14 protein-coding genes and 1 riboswitch are annotated in these 17,723 nt (G+C 45.0%); of the genes, 10 read left to right on the top strand and 4 right to left on the bottom strand.

Annotation, left to right across the window (positions count from 1 at the left end):
- Window positions 1-52 precede the first annotated feature (52 nt).
- From OCU56_RS08840 to OCU56_RS08825, 4 genes are read left to right on the top strand one after another with little or no spacing between them, the layout of a single operon-like run.
- Entirely contained in the window at window positions 53-1,894 is a 1,842-nt protein-coding gene (locus OCU56_RS08840; protein ID WP_261872867.1) for an HlyD family efflux transporter periplasmic adaptor subunit, read from the top strand.
- A gap of 4 nt (window positions 1,895-1,898) precedes the next feature.
- On the top strand, window positions 1,899-4,040 hold the full coding sequence (locus tag OCU56_RS08835; protein ID WP_261872866.1) for an efflux RND transporter periplasmic adaptor subunit: 2,142 nt from the start codon (window positions 1,899-1,901) through the stop codon (window positions 4,038-4,040).
- Window positions 4,033-6,024 carry a preprotein translocase subunit SecA gene (locus OCU56_RS08830; protein WP_261872865.1) on the top strand — a complete coding sequence of 664 codons (1,992 nt, stop codon included), beginning with the start codon at window positions 4,033-4,035 and terminating at the stop codon, window positions 6,022-6,024. Before OCU56_RS08835 ends, OCU56_RS08830 begins: the two co-directional genes overlap by 8 nt.
- 9 nt (window positions 6,025-6,033) lie before the next feature.
- Window positions 6,034-6,783, top strand: coding sequence for an efflux RND transporter periplasmic adaptor subunit (locus OCU56_RS08825; RefSeq protein ID WP_261872864.1), 750 nt, complete (start codon window positions 6,034-6,036; stop codon window positions 6,781-6,783).
- Between the two features lie 9 nt (window positions 6,784-6,792).
- Here the strand turns inward: OCU56_RS08825 and rlmF are convergent, their stop codons facing one another.
- Window positions 6,793-7,794: a 23S rRNA (adenine(1618)-N(6))-methyltransferase RlmF gene (gene rlmF, locus OCU56_RS08820; protein WP_390904833.1), complete on the bottom strand. Its 1,002-nt coding sequence runs from the start codon at window positions 7,792-7,794 to the stop codon at window positions 6,793-6,795.
- A 155-nt stretch (window positions 7,795-7,949) separates the two neighbouring features.
- On the opposite strand from rlmF, the gene OCU56_RS08815 reads away from it, so the two are divergent.
- The gene (locus OCU56_RS08815; protein WP_261872862.1) at window positions 7,950-8,828 is read left to right on the top strand and encodes a DMT family transporter; all 879 of its coding nucleotides are present in this window, start codon (window positions 7,950-7,952) and stop codon (window positions 8,826-8,828) included.
- Window positions 8,829-8,873: 45 nt separating this feature from the next.
- On the opposite strand, the gene OCU56_RS08810 is transcribed toward OCU56_RS08815, so the two are convergent.
- A complete protein-coding gene (locus OCU56_RS08810) occupies window positions 8,874-9,782 on the bottom strand; it encodes a hypothetical protein (protein WP_261872861.1) in 909 nt (302 codons plus the stop codon).
- A gap of 58 nt (window positions 9,783-9,840) precedes the next feature.
- A complete protein-coding gene (locus OCU56_RS08805) occupies window positions 9,841-10,893 on the bottom strand; it encodes an aldo/keto reductase (RefSeq protein ID WP_261872860.1) in 1,053 nt (350 codons plus the stop codon).
- A 42-nt stretch (window positions 10,894-10,935) separates the two neighbouring features.
- Between OCU56_RS08805 and OCU56_RS08800 the strand changes: the two genes are divergently transcribed.
- From OCU56_RS08800 to OCU56_RS08780, 5 genes are all read left to right on the top strand, one after another.
- A complete protein-coding gene (locus OCU56_RS08800; protein WP_261872859.1) occupies window positions 10,936-11,958 on the top strand; it encodes an endonuclease/exonuclease/phosphatase family protein in 1,023 nt (340 codons plus the stop codon).
- 142 nt (window positions 11,959-12,100) lie between these two features.
- A riboswitch (Fluoride riboswitch) is annotated at window positions 12,101-12,168 on the top strand.
- 146 nt (window positions 12,169-12,314) lie between these two features.
- On the top strand, window positions 12,315-13,007 hold the full coding sequence (locus tag OCU56_RS08795; protein WP_261872858.1) for an iron-sulfur cluster assembly scaffold protein: 693 nt from the start codon (window positions 12,315-12,317) through the stop codon (window positions 13,005-13,007).
- Window positions 13,008-13,024: 17 nt separating this feature from the next.
- On the top strand, window positions 13,025-14,008 hold the full coding sequence (locus OCU56_RS08790; RefSeq protein ID WP_261872857.1) for a GGGtGRT protein: 984 nt from the start codon (window positions 13,025-13,027) through the stop codon (window positions 14,006-14,008).
- Window positions 14,009-14,404: 396 nt separating this feature from the next.
- Complete coding sequence (locus OCU56_RS08785) at window positions 14,405-15,001, top strand: LysE/ArgO family amino acid transporter (protein ID WP_261872856.1); 597 nt, start codon at window positions 14,405-14,407, stop codon at window positions 14,999-15,001.
- A 169-nt stretch (window positions 15,002-15,170) separates the two neighbouring features.
- A complete protein-coding gene (locus OCU56_RS08780; protein WP_261872855.1) occupies window positions 15,171-16,625 on the top strand; it encodes an MATE family efflux transporter in 1,455 nt (484 codons plus the stop codon).
- Window positions 16,626-16,823: 198 nt separating this feature from the next.
- Here the strand turns inward: OCU56_RS08780 and OCU56_RS08775 are convergent, their stop codons facing one another.
- Entirely contained in the window at window positions 16,824-17,327 is a 504-nt protein-coding gene (locus OCU56_RS08775) for a GNAT family N-acetyltransferase (protein WP_261872854.1), read from the bottom strand.
- Between the last annotated feature and the right edge of the window lie 396 nt (window positions 17,328-17,723).

Here is a 17,723-nt window from a genome sequence, read left to right as displayed (position 1 = left end):
TCACAAACCATATGGATATGGTTACGCTTTTGTGTTTACAAGGATGTACGACATGGTTCAACAATTCGGCATAGATTCTGAGCAGGAACTATCCGACATCGCTTCCCCGCAAAATGATTATTACCATCACTGGCTAACTCAACATAGGACGGTGATACCCGGTGTACAGTCAGCGGTAGTTTATCTGCCCATAGACGATGAACTTGTTGCTGTGGCAAGCCTTGACCCAGAGCACCCCTCTTTTTCTCAGTTAACCGCTTTAACGGACAGCCATAAACAACTCTCGCAACCTCAAGTGGGCCGCTTAACGAGCCAAGATTCAGCTGATGATCTTATTAAGGGAGAAGTGTTTGGCTTATTGTTTCCCGTACTGGATGAGCAAGCACAACTGATCGCCTTTTCCGCCTTTGCCATACACGCTACGTCACAGTCACAGTTGACTCAATCTCTGACGCTTTTGCAATGGAGCGCTGCCAGCATCGAGGCGGTAGAGCATCAATTACGGGCAGAGCGCGCCCAGCAACAGCAACAAGATTATGCTACTCGAGTTGAAATTTTAGCTCGGGTACTGTCTGAGGCCAGTTATGGCGCTTCTGCTGTGCGTATGGTGACGGAACTTGCGGTATTGCTCAATTGTGACCGAGTCAGCTTAGGTGAATATAAGAAACAACGAACCCACCTTAAACACCTCTCCCACAGTGCCCAGTTCGGCAAAAAGATGAATCACGTTCGACAAATTGAACGGGTGATGGATGAGTGTTTAGACCAAGGGAAAATTATCCGTTACCCCGAATCTCTCCAGCAACAGCAGGCCATTATTCAAGCGCATGCCAGTTTGTCGGCCAGCCAAGGGGATATTGGTGTCATGTCCATACCGCTGTTTTTACGCGGAGAAACCTATGGCGCTTTAGTGGTGGAGGGAAAACCTGACCAGTTATGGAGCGTGGCACAGTCGGAGTTATGCCAGAGTATTGCGAGTCTCATTCTCCCCACATTAGAAGATAAGCGAATCAACGACCGTTCTTTGTTGGTTAAGTGCGCTGACGGTACTAAGAGGCAGTTAATGCGACTGTTAGGGCCAAAGTATTTAGGGCGCAAGTTGCTGGTGATGAGTTTAATGATAATGGGATACTTTTTATCGACCACCACAGGTGAATATAAACTGTCTGCAGATGCGCAAATTGAAAGCGCTGTACAACGGGCCATAGTATCCCCTTTTGATGGGTATATTAATCAAGCCATGGTGCGCGCTGGAGATAAAGTCATCGCCGGGGAATCCTTAATCTTAATGGATGATCGCGACTTACGTTTAGAGCGTTTAAAGTGGCTGAGCGAAGAGAGTAAATTGGTGCGCCAAAGGCTAGAGGCCTTAGCGGTGAGAGATAGAGCCAAGATAAATATATTAAGCGCACAAGAGAAACAAGTGCAGGTGCAATTAGCGTTAGTGGAAAGCCAAATTGAACGTGGACGTCTTGTTGCCCCCTATGATGGCTTAGTGGTCAGTGGCGATTTAAGCCAACGTTTGGGCAGTGCGGTTACTAAAGGGGATCTGTTATTGGAGGTCGCCCCTTTAGACAGTTACCGAGTGAAGTTGCAAGTACCAGAAAGTCGTATCTCTGATATTCAACTGGGGCAATCAGGCACCTTGTATCTCTCCGCGTTACCGGAAAAAGGATTTGAATTTGCCATTAGCAAACTCACCCCTGTTACCGAGGCTAAAGATGGCGCGAGCTACTTTATTGTAGAAGCACAACTGAGTGATATTAATGAGCAACTGCAACCCGGAATGGAGGGCGTGGGAAAAGTAGCCATTGATGAGCGTCTTGTAGTGCACATTTGGACTCGAGAAATGATGGAGTGGTTGAGACTTCAGGCATGGTCTTGGTGGGGGTAGGCATATGTCTCAAACCTTGTTTAGCCCATCATGGTATAAAGTGTCAGATCTTAAGGTTCGCATTCGCAAGCACGCAGATATTCATCGCCATGTGTACCGAGGTAAAGTGTGGTACGTGTTGCAAGATCATGTTACCGGACAATTTCAACGTTTTACCCCTCAAGCGTATCAACTCATCGGTTTGATGAACGGCGAGCGCACCTTACAGCAGGTTTGGGAGTTGGCGTGTGAGCAGTTAAAAGAAGAGCTACCGACCCAAGATGAAGTGATTAATCTAGTGGGACAACTAAACAAAGCGAATGTCGTGCAAACCAATGTGCTGCCGAGCATTAAGCACCTGCATCGGCGCCATGAGAGCGAGCAAACCAAGAAACTACTGCAACAGTTAAAATCCCCTTTAAGTGTCCGTATTCCTTTAATTGATCCCGAACGCTTTCTCGCCGCTAGCACATGGGTGGCGCAATGCTTACTGTCCAAGATTGGAGCCTTTTGCTGGCTGGTAGTGGTGGTTATAGCTACAGGATTAGCCGCCTTACATTGGACCGAATTAACCCATAATTTAAGTGACCAAGTGTTAGGGTTAGAAAACCTGTTTTTGATGGCGCTGGTTTATCCTGTCATTAAATTAGCCCATGAATTAGGGCATGGCTGGGCGGTAAAACGTTGGGGAGGGGAAGTGCATGAAATGGGGGTGATGCTACTTATTTTTATTCCTGTACCCTATGTGGATGCCTCGGCTGCTTCTTCTTTTAGCAATAAATATCAGCGCATGATAGTAGGAGCCATCGGCGTATTGGCCGAGGTGTTAATTGCGGCCTTAGCCATGATTGTTTGGGCCTTGGTGGAACCCGGTATTGTGCGAGCGCTAGCGTACAATATGATGTTAATTGGCGGTATTTCAACCCTGCTTTTTAATGGTAATCCCTTACTGAGGTTTGATGCTTACTATGTGCTGGCCGATTATCTTGAGATCCCTAATTTAGCCGCTCGTGGCAATGCCCAAGTTGGCTATTTAGTGAAGCGACATCTATTTCGTATTAGTGCGGTGCGAACGAATGCTTACAGCCGCTCGGAATCATTCTGGTTAGCGTTTTATGCTGTGGTGTCATACGTTTATAGATTGTTTGTCATGGTGGCTATTTCATTATTTGTTGCCAGTAAGTATTTCATTATCGGTATTGTATTGGCCATTTGGTCAGTGATGAGCAGTTTGATCATTCCCGTTATTAAAGTCATTGTAAAACCAAGACAAGATCCCCTTATGCGAACAAAAAGTGTGTATATCTATTTAGGTAGTGCTGGGCTGCTGGCCGGTATTGCTTGGTTGCTATTTTATTTGCCTGTGCCATATAAAACCTATGCTCAAGGGGTGATTTATGTTCCTCAGCATGCTTATGTGCGCGCGCAAAGTAATGGTTTTGTGGAGCAAATAAGGGTGGAGGATGGCAATACGGTGACTCAAGGACAAGCGTTAATTGAGCTTCATTCTCCTGTGTTGCAAGCCAGAGAGTTAGTGCTCAAGGCTCAATTTGAAGAAGCGAAATTGCGTTTTGAGGCCAGTATTAATAATCGCACCGAGTCAGAGATTTTATTGCAAGAATTAAATTATCTTAAACAAGAGTATCAACACGTTACTCGTCAACTGCAGCATTTACAGGTAATGAGTCCCAGCGCAGGCCGTTTTGTGTTTGCCAATAGGCAGTTGCAACAAGGGCGCTACTACAATCGTGGTGAAGTGATCGGTTTTGTGGTGGATTTTGCCAGTTTACCTTTGGCGGCGATGATTTCTGAAGACGATATCGATAGAGTGAGACAGCAAACTCGTGCCGTATCGCTCACGCTTGCCTCACAGCCGGATCAACATTACGCCAGTGGGATAATCAGGCAGATCCCCTCTTCCACACATACTCTGCCCAGTTCGGTATTAGCCACCGAAGGCGGTGGACTCATTGCACTTGATCCTAACAGCACGTCGGAAATGCAAAGCTACAACAGCTATTTTCGCGTGGAATTAGACAGCAGCAATGCCCCCATTAAACGTTTTGATGAAAGGGTACATGTTCTGTTTGAGCATGACGCTGAGCCCATCGCCTATCGTTGGTATCGTTCAATGAGGCGGTTATTGTTGAGGCAGTTTGATGTATAAACGCCCCCAAAGACGACCCAGTAGTGTATTAGAGCGTCCGCAACGAGTGGTGGATACGCAAAAGCGCATGGAGCGCTGGTGGCGCACATTAACCGCTTATGGCACTCGCCCTTTACGGGCGACGGTGTGGATGTATAAGCCACTGTTGTGGGCCATAAAAAAACGCGATTTGCCCTATAGACAGCTTTCCGAGCAACAACTGGATTCAAAAATCGCAGATGTAAAGCAGTCTCTGCTGCGCCATGGCCTAAGCAACTCATTAACAATAGAGGCGTTTGCGCTGATTCGTGAAGTGGCAGGGCGAGAGTTGGGCATGTGGCACTTTGATAGCCAGCTTATGGGTGGCTTGGCTATTTTGCACGGCAATATTGGACAAATGCAAACGGGAGAAGGTAAAACCCTAACCGCTACTTTGCCGGTGGCTGCGGCCGCGCTTACTCATATTCCTACCCATGTGGTGACAGTGAACGATTATCTGACGCAGCGAGATGCAGAGCTAATGATGCCTGTCTACCACAGGTTAGGGCTCAGTGTCGGGGTCGTGATCCAAGGGTTGAGCGTAGCCGAGAGAAAACAGCAGTATGCGCAGGATATAGTGTATTGCACCAATAACGAACTGGCTTTTGATTACCTAAAAGATGGGATCCTACTCAATCAACTATCGGACCCATTACACCGACACGCCCTGAGAACACTGCCTTCTTCTGCTCATGATAGCCTGCAAAATCTGATGTTACGTGGTCTGCATTTCGCTGTGGTCGATGAGGCTGATGGCGTGTTTATGGATGAAGCCAGTACCCCGCTAGTGATCTCTGGTGACAGCAGTCCTAATCCCGAGCAACAAGCTATGTATGCTCAGGCCTTTGCCATTGCACAAACCTTGCTCCAGCCACAAGATTTTGTAATTCAAAGCCCATCCAAGCAGATTGAGTTTACTCCTATGGGTGAGGAAAGGATTGAACAAGCAAGCAAAACGCTGAGCGCTTTATGGCATGCCCGCACTCGCCGTTTGGAGTTGGTCAAGCAAGCCCTCAGTGCCCAGCACCTTTTTATCAGAGATAAGCATTACCTAGTGGATGAGGGGAAGGTGATTATTATTGATGAGCATACCGGACGACGTATGCCTGATAGAACTTGGCAGCAAGGCCTGCATCAACTCATTGAGATAAAAGAAGGGTGTGAGCTCAGCGATCCGCGAGTGACGCTTGCCAGTATTAGCTTCCAACACTTTTTTCGCTTATATCATCACCTGTCAGGAATGACAGGGACAGCTCAAGAAGTAAAGAGTGAGTTTTGGCGAGTGTATGAGTTGCCTGTGGTGGATGTCCCTACCCATAAGCCGAGTCAGCGAACGCAGTATGAGCCGAGTGTCTTGATGAACGAAACGCAGAAATGGGATGCCATTGCTACGCGCATTGAAACCTTTGCACAGCACAGTGAGCGACCTATTTTGGTCGGCACACAATCCCTAAAGGATTCCGAGGCATTATCAGAGCACTTAACCCAATTAGGTATTGAACATCAAGTGCTCAATGCTCGGCAAGACCAAGGGGAAGCTACGGTGATAGAACAAGCCGGCCTGCCGTGTAAGGTGACCATAGCCACCAGTATGGCGGGTAGGGGAACCGACATTAAGTTGGATAGTGCCGTGGAAGCGGCCGGAGGCTTACATGTCATCGTCACAGGCTTGCACGATTCTTCCCGAGTGGATAGGCAATTAGAAGGGCGCTGTGCTCGACAAGGGGATAGGGGGAGCGTGGAATTTATATTGTGTTTAGAAGAGCCGATCATCACCCCGCCTTGGGCAAGAGTAATGAGGTTTATTGTTAAAATACCACTGCCCAAATATTTGAAAAATAAACTATTATTGAGTTGCATTCGTTGCTGTCAAAAACGACTTGAACAGCAACAGCAACAGGGTCGTAAGCAATTATTAAAACATGACGAACAACAACAGGATGTAATGTCGTTTTCGCAAAATTAGGTGTAAATAATGAAGATTTGTACAACATGGATGTTAGGAAGTGCACTGCTGTTTGTCGCCCACACAACACAAGCCAATCAAGATCACTTGCCTTTGGTTTCGCCATTGAGTTGTTTATTAGAGCCCAGCTCAGATGTTGAACTGAGTAGCGAAGTGCAAGGTATTATCAAAGAGATCAGAGTAAACCGTGGGGATCGGGTGAAGAAAGGGCAAATCGTCATGAAGCTGAACTCGACATTGGAAGTCGCGGCGTTAAATACGGTTAAGGCGAAGTTGGATTTTGCCAATCGCAAAGTGGAACGCAATGCGGATCTTTTTCGCAAGAATCTTATTTCAGATAACGAGCAAGATGAAATGCTCACCGAGAAACGCTTAGCGGCCTTTCAATTAAAAGAGGCGAAGGTGCGATTGAGTCAAAGACAAACTCGCAGTCCTATTTCTGGGGTGGTTATCGAGCGTATTAAAGATCCCGGTGAGTTTGTCGATGAGCAACCGTTTTTGCGTATCGCGACCCTCAATCCCATCCATGCCGAAGTGGTGTTACCCGCTGAGTTATACGGACAAATCGTCAAGAACCAAACGGTGAACTTATCCCCGTTAGGAGCAGACACCGTTTATCAAGGTAAAGTCACGATTATCGACCCTGTGATCGATGCCGCCAGTAATACGTTTGCGGTGACCGTTTCACTCAATAATGACGCAGAGGAGTTATCGGTAGGGGTGCGATGCCAAGCCGAATTTGCGGATAACCATGGCTAGCTTGTTTGGCTAATTAAAACGCCAAGCAATAAAGCGACTGATTTTTTGCCCTTGAGACATTTCCACCACTTTCACTTCAGCGACGTTAAGACGAGCCAGTGTTTTTTTCATGGGAGAAACGTTTTCTTTTTTGGAAATAAGAGTGCTAAACCAACCTACTTGCTGTTTAAAGTCGGCACTTTCTCGCGCCATGTTTTTAATAAAGGCTTCTTCCCCTCCCGGGCACCATAATTCCGCTTTTTGCCCGCCAAAATTTAGCTTAGTGGGTTTGTCCGCCTGTGATGGAGAGGCGCGGTTTATTTTTGTTGAGCCTCGTTTGGTGCGGTTTTTGGCCAAATTTTCGCTCTTTCTTTTGCTACCCAGTTGCGCTTCTTGCAGTGACTTATGAAATGGAGGGTTACACATAGTGAGATGGTAATACTCGCCCTCTTGGATGATGCCTTTAAAGATGGCGTCAGCACGTTTTTGCAATCTTGGGGTGATTTTGCCACTTAGATGCGGATTGTGAGTGACAATTTCGCTGGCCACTTTAATGGATACCGGATCAATATCACTGGCGGTAAAATGCCATTGATAGTCCGTTGCGCCAATAATGGGGTAAATGCAGCTTGCTCCAGTGCCAATATCCAACACATTTATTGCATCATCGGTGTTGTTTAATAGATCGGCCAATCGATGCACATAGTCCGCACGTCCTGGGATCGGAGGGCACAGATAACCTTTAGGAATATCCCAAATACGCACTTGATAATGGTGACTTAACAAGGCTTTATTAAGCGTTAGCACCGCATCAGCATCGCTAAAATTGATGGTTTTTTCACCCTTAGGGTTAAGAATGATTTTGCTTTTCAGTGCAGGTAACGCTTTAACTAACGCGTCGATATTGTAGCGACCATGATGTTTGTTACGAGGATGAAGACCACTTTTAACGGGTTTCTTTGGCGTCTGTTGGCTATTTTTTATGGGGCGTTTGCTATTCATCGGGCGTTCGCTACTCAGGATTCGTCTCATGGCTATCTATGCGCGCACTTTATCATAGCCCATGGGTAAAGTAAGGGGCTTTTGTTGTGATTGCTATACGCGACACTTGTCATACAAATTGGCTTTCTTGACAAAAGACTGCTATCTTCGCGCGTCTTTTGTTTATCACTCTTTTTTAGGCCACTATGCGCATTCAAACGGTTACTCAGGCAATTCTACTGTTAGTTTTAGCTAATTTCTTAGCCTCCCTCTCTGACGTCTCTTTGAAAGTGCTCAATGGGGAAGTGCCCACTTTTCAGTATGTGTTTATTCGTCAAATGATGAGCTTACTGATTATTGGCCCTTTGTGGTTAAAACTGCCTAAACAACAGCGAATGCTCGGTTGTGGGAAAGTCAACTTTTGGCGCGCTCAGTTCATTCTTATTGGCAGTGGTTGCGCTATGGTTGCCATTACCCATTTAACTTTAGCGACTGCCAATGCCATGTTTTATGTAGCCCCTTTGCTAATGTTGCCGCTGTCGATGTTGTTTTTAAAAGAGAGGCCGGCCACCAAAAAGGTATTGGCCACCGCTATCGGTTTTATCGGAGTGCTAGTGGTATTAAGGCCAGAGCATTTTCATTGGGCTGCGATTATCGCCCTAGGTAGTGCACTGGCAATGGCGGTGGGTAATATATTAATTAAGCGCCTTCCTCCAGCGCAGTCGGTAATATCGACCTTATTTTGGACGACAGTACTGACCATTCCCGGAGCATTATTATTAGCTTTACCGTCTTGGGCAAGCATTCAATGGCATCACCTGTTTTGGATTGCCGCAATTAATATATTTGTATTGAATTATCACGCTTTAGTGGTTATCGCTTATAAAAAAGCACCGGCTAGTCAAATTGCGCTGGCTGAATATTCCGGTTTAGTGTTTGTGACCCTATTTGGTATTTTGTGGTTTGATGAGATCCCAGACGCATTAACTGTGATGGGGATTGCGATGATTGTGGTGCCTTTAATGCCCATCCGCTGGCGCAGGCAATCGAGCAAAGTCGCTGTGGCTTCTGATGTTGCAGGTTAACTTACGTTTAACACTGCTAGGGATAGACCCAAGCAGTGTTAATAGTTAAATGGTTGGCAGTCGATTAATCAGTCGCCAGTATAGGTTTTTAAGTAACAGTAAAAAGCCGATGGGGATCAAAATGGTTTTTAGCACAAACATGGCAATCAATGTCAGCAGATTGACCACTAAAGTTTCCGTTTTACTTTGTAATTGTTCGAGGTTTTTCTGTATTTCTTGTTTGGCGTCATTATAGCCATCGGTGACAGTATGCAAAGCCTGTTTCACGCTGCCTAAAAAGCTATCATCGTTGGTATTATCCTCTCCTTTTTCACTTAACAACTCTTGATGTAACTGGTGAAAATCGGTGGCAATTAAATCCGTTTGTTGGGTGATTTGCTCGGTTTGCTCATTGAGGAATAAGGTATCAACAACGCTATTGAGCAGTAAGGTACCGACCAGTAAAAAGCGAGTGAAACAAAGGATAAAAAACAGCGGCTGTGCGTAGCGACGCAAATTAGTGACTGGCTGATACCATAGGGTTCCTATGTAGGCGAGAGCACTTATGGCAATGGTGATATTCACCAATTTGGCAGTAAACACTTCTAATAAAATACGTTGCAATCCCAGTGAGGCGAGGGCAGTGGTTAATACTCCCGATGTGGATTGCAGTATGTCGGTGGCCGGTGATAGGACTTCGCCTACACTAAAGGTCAATACTGGCAGGCTCACTTCAGTCCCTTGCAGTACCGAGATAATGGCGTGAATACTACGCACCGAAGCAAAAGCGATGGCCGCTTGCTCTATGGCGTCATCAAGCTTAACTAAGGTGTATTGATCTATTAAATTAAACAGCGCGATAATCGTTAATACGATAGCCAAAATAGTCAATATAAGCCGATTTGAAGAGCTTGGTGGCGCTTGTGTTGCCGGTGGCATTGGCATAGTGGGTTGTTGTAAAGATGGAACACTCATGACGTTGTACTCGATAAAGTCTATAGACTGGGCCAAGCCCAGTACTCGATATTAATAGTTAATAAGGCGCCGGGAATTGTTGGGTGACCTTATTGATGCGCTGCAAGGTTTGCTCGTCGAGCTCAATATCAAAAGCGGCGATATTTTCTTGTAACTGATGTAAGTGGGTGGCACCAATAATGGTTGAGGTGACGCCTTGTACTTGGTTACACCATGCCAGTGCCAATTGCGCTGGAGTGATGCCAATTTGTTGGGCAATTTCGCAGTATTGCGCCGCCGCACTCTGGGAAAACTCCGTGTTTCTATAAATGCTCTTAGGTTGCATTAAACTCCAGCGAGTGCCTTGCGGGCGTGCATTATTGGCGTATTTACCAGTAAGCAACCCAGTGGCAAGAGGAGACCATGGCAGGTAAGCCACATCATTGTGGTGACAGTGCTCAATAAGATAAGGCCAGTCTTTTTGACAAAGGAGGCTAAACTCATTTTGGATTGACACCATTTTTGGCAAGCTGTGCTTCTGCGCCAACTCTAAATAAGTGCTGATCCCCCAAGGGGTTTCATCAGACAAGCCACAGTGGCGAATTTTACCTGCCACAATACATTCGTTAAGGGCTTGCAAAATTTCCAGCATTTGTGCGCGATGGGCGCTTACATCCACCTCATCAAAGGTAAATGTATTGGGCCACTGCTTACCAAAATGGGGAGACACTCGATTTGGCCAATGCAGTTGGTAGAGGTCAATATAATCCGTTTGCAAACGGGTGAGAGAGTCCTCTACTGACTTAATCACAGCTTCACCTGTGATGGGTTGTCCATCTCTGACCCAGTGCATACCTGGACCGGCAATTTTACTCGCAATAATCACATCTTGGCGTTTATGGGCATTGGCTGAGATCCAGTGACCAATAATTTGTTCTGTTTTGCCATAGGTATCAGGGGTGGCAGGAATGGCATACATTTCTGCGGTATCGATGAAATTTACCCCATGTTCTAAGGCATAATGAATTTGTTGATCCGCATCTTGCTGAGTGTTTTGCACCCCCCAAGTCATACTGCCTAGACAGACACGTGATACTTGAAGTCCACTATTGCCAAGTTTGGCGTACTTCATATTGGGTTCTCCTTGAGCCTAAATATTGCTTTAAGATACTCCATGAAACTCGCTGAAACCAGTAACTTGAGTTATCTTGGACACGAGCATATAGCCGTAGATAGGGATGTGACCCTTTTGTTAGCGCATCAATTTAAGATCAGTACCTTCAATCTATTTAATTATCTGGCCCCCCCAGGAGCCTATTATGAGTTTGAAAATATTTATACTAGGCAGCAGTGGCAAGATAAACAGCAGTGGTTGTCACGACAAATAGAGCGCAGTGATGCAGATATCATCGGTTTTCAAGAAATCTTTAGCCCTGATGAATTGCAGCAACAGTTAAAAACATTAGGCTATAACTACTTTGCCTGTGTGGATACGCCTGTTATCAAAGACGATTTTATCCATTCCGAGCCCGTGGTGGGGATTGCTTCCCGTTACCCATTATTATCTGTGACAGCAGTGCAAGGAGAGTCTCAGGCCGTTAACGAATTGGATTTTGCTTTTAGCCGAACACCTATACATGCGGTAGTAGAGCTTCCCTATTTAGGCAAAATAGATGTGGTGGTGGTGCACTTTAAGTCTCAACGGCCAATGGAGCTTTCACAACGGAGCGATACATTAATGTCCGTGGAGCGTTGGCGTTCAACCATGCAACGAGGTTTAGAAGCACGCTTTGTGAGTGCGTTTTTAGCCCAACGAAAAAGCCAGTTGGGTTATCCGCAATTATTGGTAGGGGACTTTAATCGAACCTTGCACAGCGCTGAATTTTGTTGTTTTATAGAAGAGGCTCAAGGCGTACCTAGCCCCTTACAAGACGCCAAAACCTTAATGGTGGAAGCGACGCCGTTTATTGCTACTCATTATTATGGGGCCAAAGGCAGTGTTCTTGACTATGTGTTGCTGTCCGAAGAGTTTGATCGCAATAGTGCCGCTTGTTTGTATGAGGTCAGTGATTACCAAGTCGCAGATGCGCATTTGGTTAACCCCATCTATGCCATAGACCGCATGGCCAGTGATCATGGATTAGTGACCGTTACCCTAAGAGCGCGAGACCTGTCTTTAAATGACGATTTGCCCTAACTCTTGTCACTAGGTATTTGATATTTATATAGTTTAAGAATTTGTTTGTTCTATCGCAAACTTTAGTGTGAATCTTATCCCATATCTGTAAAGTTAGGTTGCGTAGGTATACATTGTCTTCCCTTTTGCATAAGCCTAACCTAATCAAACAGGTGATGGAGTTCCACCTATTTAACCGCCAAACTCTTGGCTGATGACTCCTACTAAAATCGAAAGCAGTGTTGATTATCTTAGGATAATTGTAACTTGTGCCTATGTTGGCACTCGGTTTAGTGGGGTGTTTTATATTATTTCGCCCCAATGATTCCCAACACTGTTTTCTCGAACTTAATTCATTTGTTAGAGCGGAAAACACTATGCATTACACAAACGAAATTCAATCAATGTGTCCAATTCAACGCGGTGACCTACACGCTTCTTCTCCAATCCCAGTAGAAGGCCGCATGATTAACCCTAAAGACGTTATTGCTATCTCTGGTTTAAGCCACGGTGTGGGCGGTTGTGCGCCTCAACAAGGTGCTGCAAAACTGACTCTTAACGTTAAAGAAGGCATCATTGAAGAAGTTCTAATCGAAACTATCGGCTGCTCTGGTATGACTCAATCTGCAGCTATGGCATCAGAAATTCTTACTGGTAAAACGATTCTTGAAGCGATGAACACTGACTTAGTGTGTGATGCGATTAACGTAGCAATGCGTGAAATCTTCCTTCAATTTACCTACGGTCGTACTCAATCAGCATTCTCAGATGGCGGTCTAGAAGTTGGTGAAGCACTAGAAGACTTAGGTCAAACTCTTCGCAGCCAAGTGGGCACTAGCTACTCAACTAAAGCTAAAGGCGTTCGTTACATGGAAATCGCTGAAGGTTATGTAACTAAAATGGGCCTTGACGAAAATGACGAAGTGATTGGTTACCAATACATGAACTTAGGCAAGTTGATGAAAGCTATCGATGCTGGTGTTGATGCTGAAACAGCATTGGCTCAAGCAAGCGGTCAATACGGTCGTTTCGATGAAGCTGTTAAAACTATCAACCCACGTCAACAATAAGCGAAGAGGACTGACTCATGAACAACGCAACTCAAGCTCTACTAGCAGAAATGAACATGAACTCTTTAGAAGAAGCATTTGCTTATTGTAAAGAATTTGGTATCGATACTCGTCAACAAGTAATGGAAACTCAACCTATCGCTTTTGAAAGTGCGGTTGATGCTTACACTGTTGGTACAGCTTACGCTCTATTCACAGATAGCAAATCATCTATTGAAGCAGCTAATGCTATTGGTAAAGGTCTACAAGCATCTTGTAAACCAGGTAGTGTTGCTGATCAACGTCAAGTTGGTATCGGTCACGGTGCACTTGCCGCTCGTCTTCTTGACGAAAAAAGCACCTGTTTTGCATTCCTAGCTGGTCACGAATCTTTTGCAGCAGCAGAAGGTGCAATCAAAATCGCACTTAACGTAAACAAAGCTCGTACTACGCCATTAAAAGTTATCCTTAATGGTCTAGGTAAAGATGCGGCTTACCTTATCTCTCGTATCAATGGTTTCACTTATGTGAGAACTCAATTTGATTACGATACTGGCGAGCTAAAAGAAGTAGAACGTCGTCGTTTCTCTCAAGGTCCTCGTGGCGAAATTGATTGTTACGGTGCTGATGATGTACGTGAAGGTGTGGCTATCATGCGTAGCGCTGGTGTTGATGTTAGTATCACTGGTAACTCAACTAACCCTACACGTTTCCAACACCCAGTTGCTGGTATCTACAAATCAGAATGCAACCGCGAAGGTAAATCATACTTCTCTGTAGCATCAGGTGGCGGTACAGGTCGTACTCTTCACCCTGATAACGTAGCTGCAGGTCCTGCATCTTACGGTATGACTGATACTATGGGTCGCATGCATGCTGATGCTCAGTTCGCTGGTAGCTCTTCTGTACCTGCTCACGTAGCAATGATGGGCTTCATCGGTATGGGTAACAACCCAATGGTAGGTGCTTCAGTAGCACTTGCTGTAGCTGTAGACGAAGCACTAAAAGCAAAACGAGCGTAAGTGCAACGAGTCTAGCAAAAGTATTCTGAAGGCTAGCTGCATCCCTCTTATTATTTCTCATGACCTCGGTCGTGAACTGTAGCTAGTTTTTAGTCTAATACTCATTTAAATCGTGACTGTTTAAATGAGTATATCGCCCGGATGAATGACACTCTTCCGCCAGATTGACATTCATCATCTCGACGTAATAGTTTGATTATCCCTAAAAATCGAAGTTATTAGGTCATAGCAAGGGAAGAAGTAATACCGCTCATTGCTTTTTTTCTTGTGGGCATATAGAGCAAACTCAATCTATTGAGTTTGCTCTTTTTTCATTTATCGGCCTACTGTTCATCATGGCCTTGTCTATTCCAACTTATAAATTATCCCTCTGTTATATATTTACTGGAGTCATATATGTCTGCTTTTGTTGCTGGGTTCTCTATAGGCCTTTCTCTTATTTTAGCCATAGGAGCGCAAAATGCGTTTGTAATAAAGCAAGGCTTACTGCGAAGACATGTGTTTTGGGTCTGCTTAGTGTGCGCCCTATCTGATGCGATACTCATTTCGGCGGGAGTGGCCGGTTTTTCCATAGTGGTGACCGCCCATCCCCAAGTGGAAGTGGTGGCACGCTATGCCGGAGCCCTGTTTTTAATCGTCTATGGCATTGGCAGCTTAAAGTCGGCTTTTAATAATAAACACACCTTAGATCCAATGGGTAGCGCCCCTGCTTCTTTGAGAAAAACCTTACTGGTTTGTTTGGCGTTTACTTGGCTTAATCCGCATGTGTATCTTGATACCTTGGTACTGCTAGGTTCGGTATCCACCCAGTACGGGGAAAATAAACATTGGTTTGCAGTTGGTGCGGCCATGGCTTCTGTGGTGTTTTTCTTTAGTTTGGGTTATGGCGCAAGATTATTAACCCCTTACTTCAAAAAGGCCCATACTTGGAAGGTACTTGAGGGGATTGTAGGTCTAGTTATGCTAGTGCTTGCTTGGGAGTTATTGCGCTAGTTTATAGCTTGTAGGCTTAGAGAGGCGGCAATATGCTCACATCATGATGACGTTAAACTAATCACACTAAGTAAGTGAGCAAAAATTCTAACGCAGTTATCGAGTATTTGAACAAGCTAGAATGACCCGTTATTTAGTACGAATGGTATTAAACTAAGAAGGAATAGCAGTGGCAACACAGCAAGCTAAATTTGTCGAAGGATCGACAATGAAACACATATTAACCATGTCCGGTGCCGGTTCTATTGGTTTAATGTCATTATTTATCGTCGATCTGCTGGATATGATGTTCATTAGTATGCTTGGGCAAGTGGAACTTGCCGCCGCCGTGGGCTTTGCAGGAACGCTGATCTTTTTTTCAACCTCCATTTCTATAGGCACTTCCATTGCTATGGGGGCGTTAGTATCAAAAGAACTCGGGGCTAAGCGAGCACAAAAAGCCAAGAATTTGGTGATGAATATCCTAGTGACGGCGTTTTTGGTGAACGCAGTCATTACCTCTGTTATGACCTATTATATCCCCGAGTTATTGCAGTTAATTGGTGCGAAAGGTGCGGCCTTTGAGCACGCCAAAGACTATATGTATATATTACTGCCGAGTACGCCCATAGTGGCGCTGGGTATGGCCGCAGGAGCGGCACTTCGCGCAGCAGGAGATGCCAAACGCTCTATGATGGCAACCCTATGGGGCGGAGGTGTGAATGCCATTTTAGACCCGATATTTATTTTTGTCTTTATGTGGAATGTCGAAGGTGCTGCGCTCGCTTCGGTATTATCACGATTTACCGTATTAGCCTTTTCACTGACCCCATTAATTAAGCAACATGATCTGGTAGGGCGCTTTCGTTTGCGTCATTGGCTTACCAGCCAACGAGCCATCTTTGCCATTGCATTACCCGCCATTTTTACCAATATCGCAACCCCTGTAGGAAATGCCATCGTCACCAGTGCCATTGCTCAATTTGGGGAAAACTTTGTAGCAGGTTTTGCTGTTGTTGGGCGTTTAACGCCAGTGGTGTTTGCCGCCATTTTTGCTTTATCTGGGGCGGTAGGGCCCATCATAGGCCAGAACTATGGGGCAGGGCGTGTAGATAGAGTGAAAGAAACGTTACGAAATTCATTAATAGTCGTGAGCGTATATTGTGTCGTAGTGAGCCTTATCTTGTATCTACTTCGCACATCGATTGTCAGTGGTTTTAATTTAACAGGCGATGCGGATCTGTTAGTACAAACATTTTGTACTTTTGTCGCTATCACCTTTTTATTTAATGGCAGCCAATTTGTCGCCAATACCTCATTCAATAACCTAGGCAAACCGCTCTATTCGACAGCTCTTAATGTAGGCAAAGCCACTATAGGCACTATCCCATTTGTCTATATGGGGGCAGCATATTTTGGTGCGCTAGGGGTGTTGTACGGGCAGGCGGTGGGCAACATTGTGTTTGGCCTCATTGCTCTTATTGCGTTAAGGCATCACGTAATCCAATTAAATAAAGAGACATGTATTGAAGATGAAGCTGATGAAAGCCTGCATAGCGTGAACATGCAACCTTTTTGCACCCATGATGCCGTAGTGATGGAAGAATTGGCAAAAAACGAAGAGCTGGTGGCGGATAAAAAATAATCGCTAATATCTTTATATAGTAACTCGTACCCGAACTTACACATCAATGGGTTGCTCAAGACGAGTTCGTATAAGACGCCCTGCTGATGTTGAAATTTTTGAGGGTGTGACTCGCAATTGGACAAAAAAGAGCTAGCCTTTCAACCTTGCCCCAGTCTATGTGCATTAGAATAAGTATCTTGAAACCTCAAATGCTCGTTAGGTTCGCAGCAGTTTTGACATATAGAATTCGTCAACATACTGACCGTCAACTTTCAAAGAGTTCCGCTTGGTTCCTTCAACTTCAAAACCATGTTTGCTATAAAGGTTAAATGCTCTTTCATTGTGACACATGACTGTTAGCTCAAGCCTTGTAAAATCATGAGTTAAAGCCCAAGCTTCTAAGTGTTCCAGCAATTGCTTGCCATAGCCACGCCCTGAAGCTGATTGCTTGGTTCCCATGACGCAATACATCGAGTGACGATTTCGATTAGCGGTATCTCCGATGCCAGCAGCAAAGCCATATACCTCTTGCCCATCTGAAATCACGAACATAGTCTTAGAACTGCTTTCACCAAATGACTCTAGGATTTTTACTTGTTGCTCAAGAGTGGTGTTTCTTTCACCCTCTTCTAACATCATAAATTTCGACTCACGGTCTAGTTGATACATGAGACTTAAAACTGATTGAGCGTCACTTGTTCTTACTTCCCTGATTTGCATAAAATTTCCCATTTTCTCTCAGTATCTAGCGCCACCTAGACTTCTACCTAGCGTGATTAACAATCACAAAACCTAATCACTGTACCTGAGTTTAATTTTGTTAATCAAGCACTTAGGCATTAAAAGCCACTTGACTTGTTATAGTGCTACATAGGTCAATAAATATCAGCATTCGGATAACATTTTATAAGGGAAATATTCAAATCCATGATATGAGTGAGTAAATGAAGTAGCTCGGAAAGGGGCATTTCTGCGTTACGATGATCTACCCCGTCAGCACGGATTTGGACATCAATGAGCTACCGCTTTCGCTAAATTAGCGGTGAACGGATTAGCCGAGGTATTGCAAAATCTTTAATGTAGTGGCCAAGTTCATTCAACCACTACACTTCTTCA

The sequence above is a fragment of the Vibrio rarus genome (assembly GCF_024347075.1).
Classification (GTDB): domain Bacteria; phylum Pseudomonadota; class Gammaproteobacteria; order Enterobacterales; family Vibrionaceae; genus Vibrio; species Vibrio rarus.
Note: the sequence above shows the minus strand (reverse complement) of the source record. Positions and strands in the feature narration are given on the sequence as shown.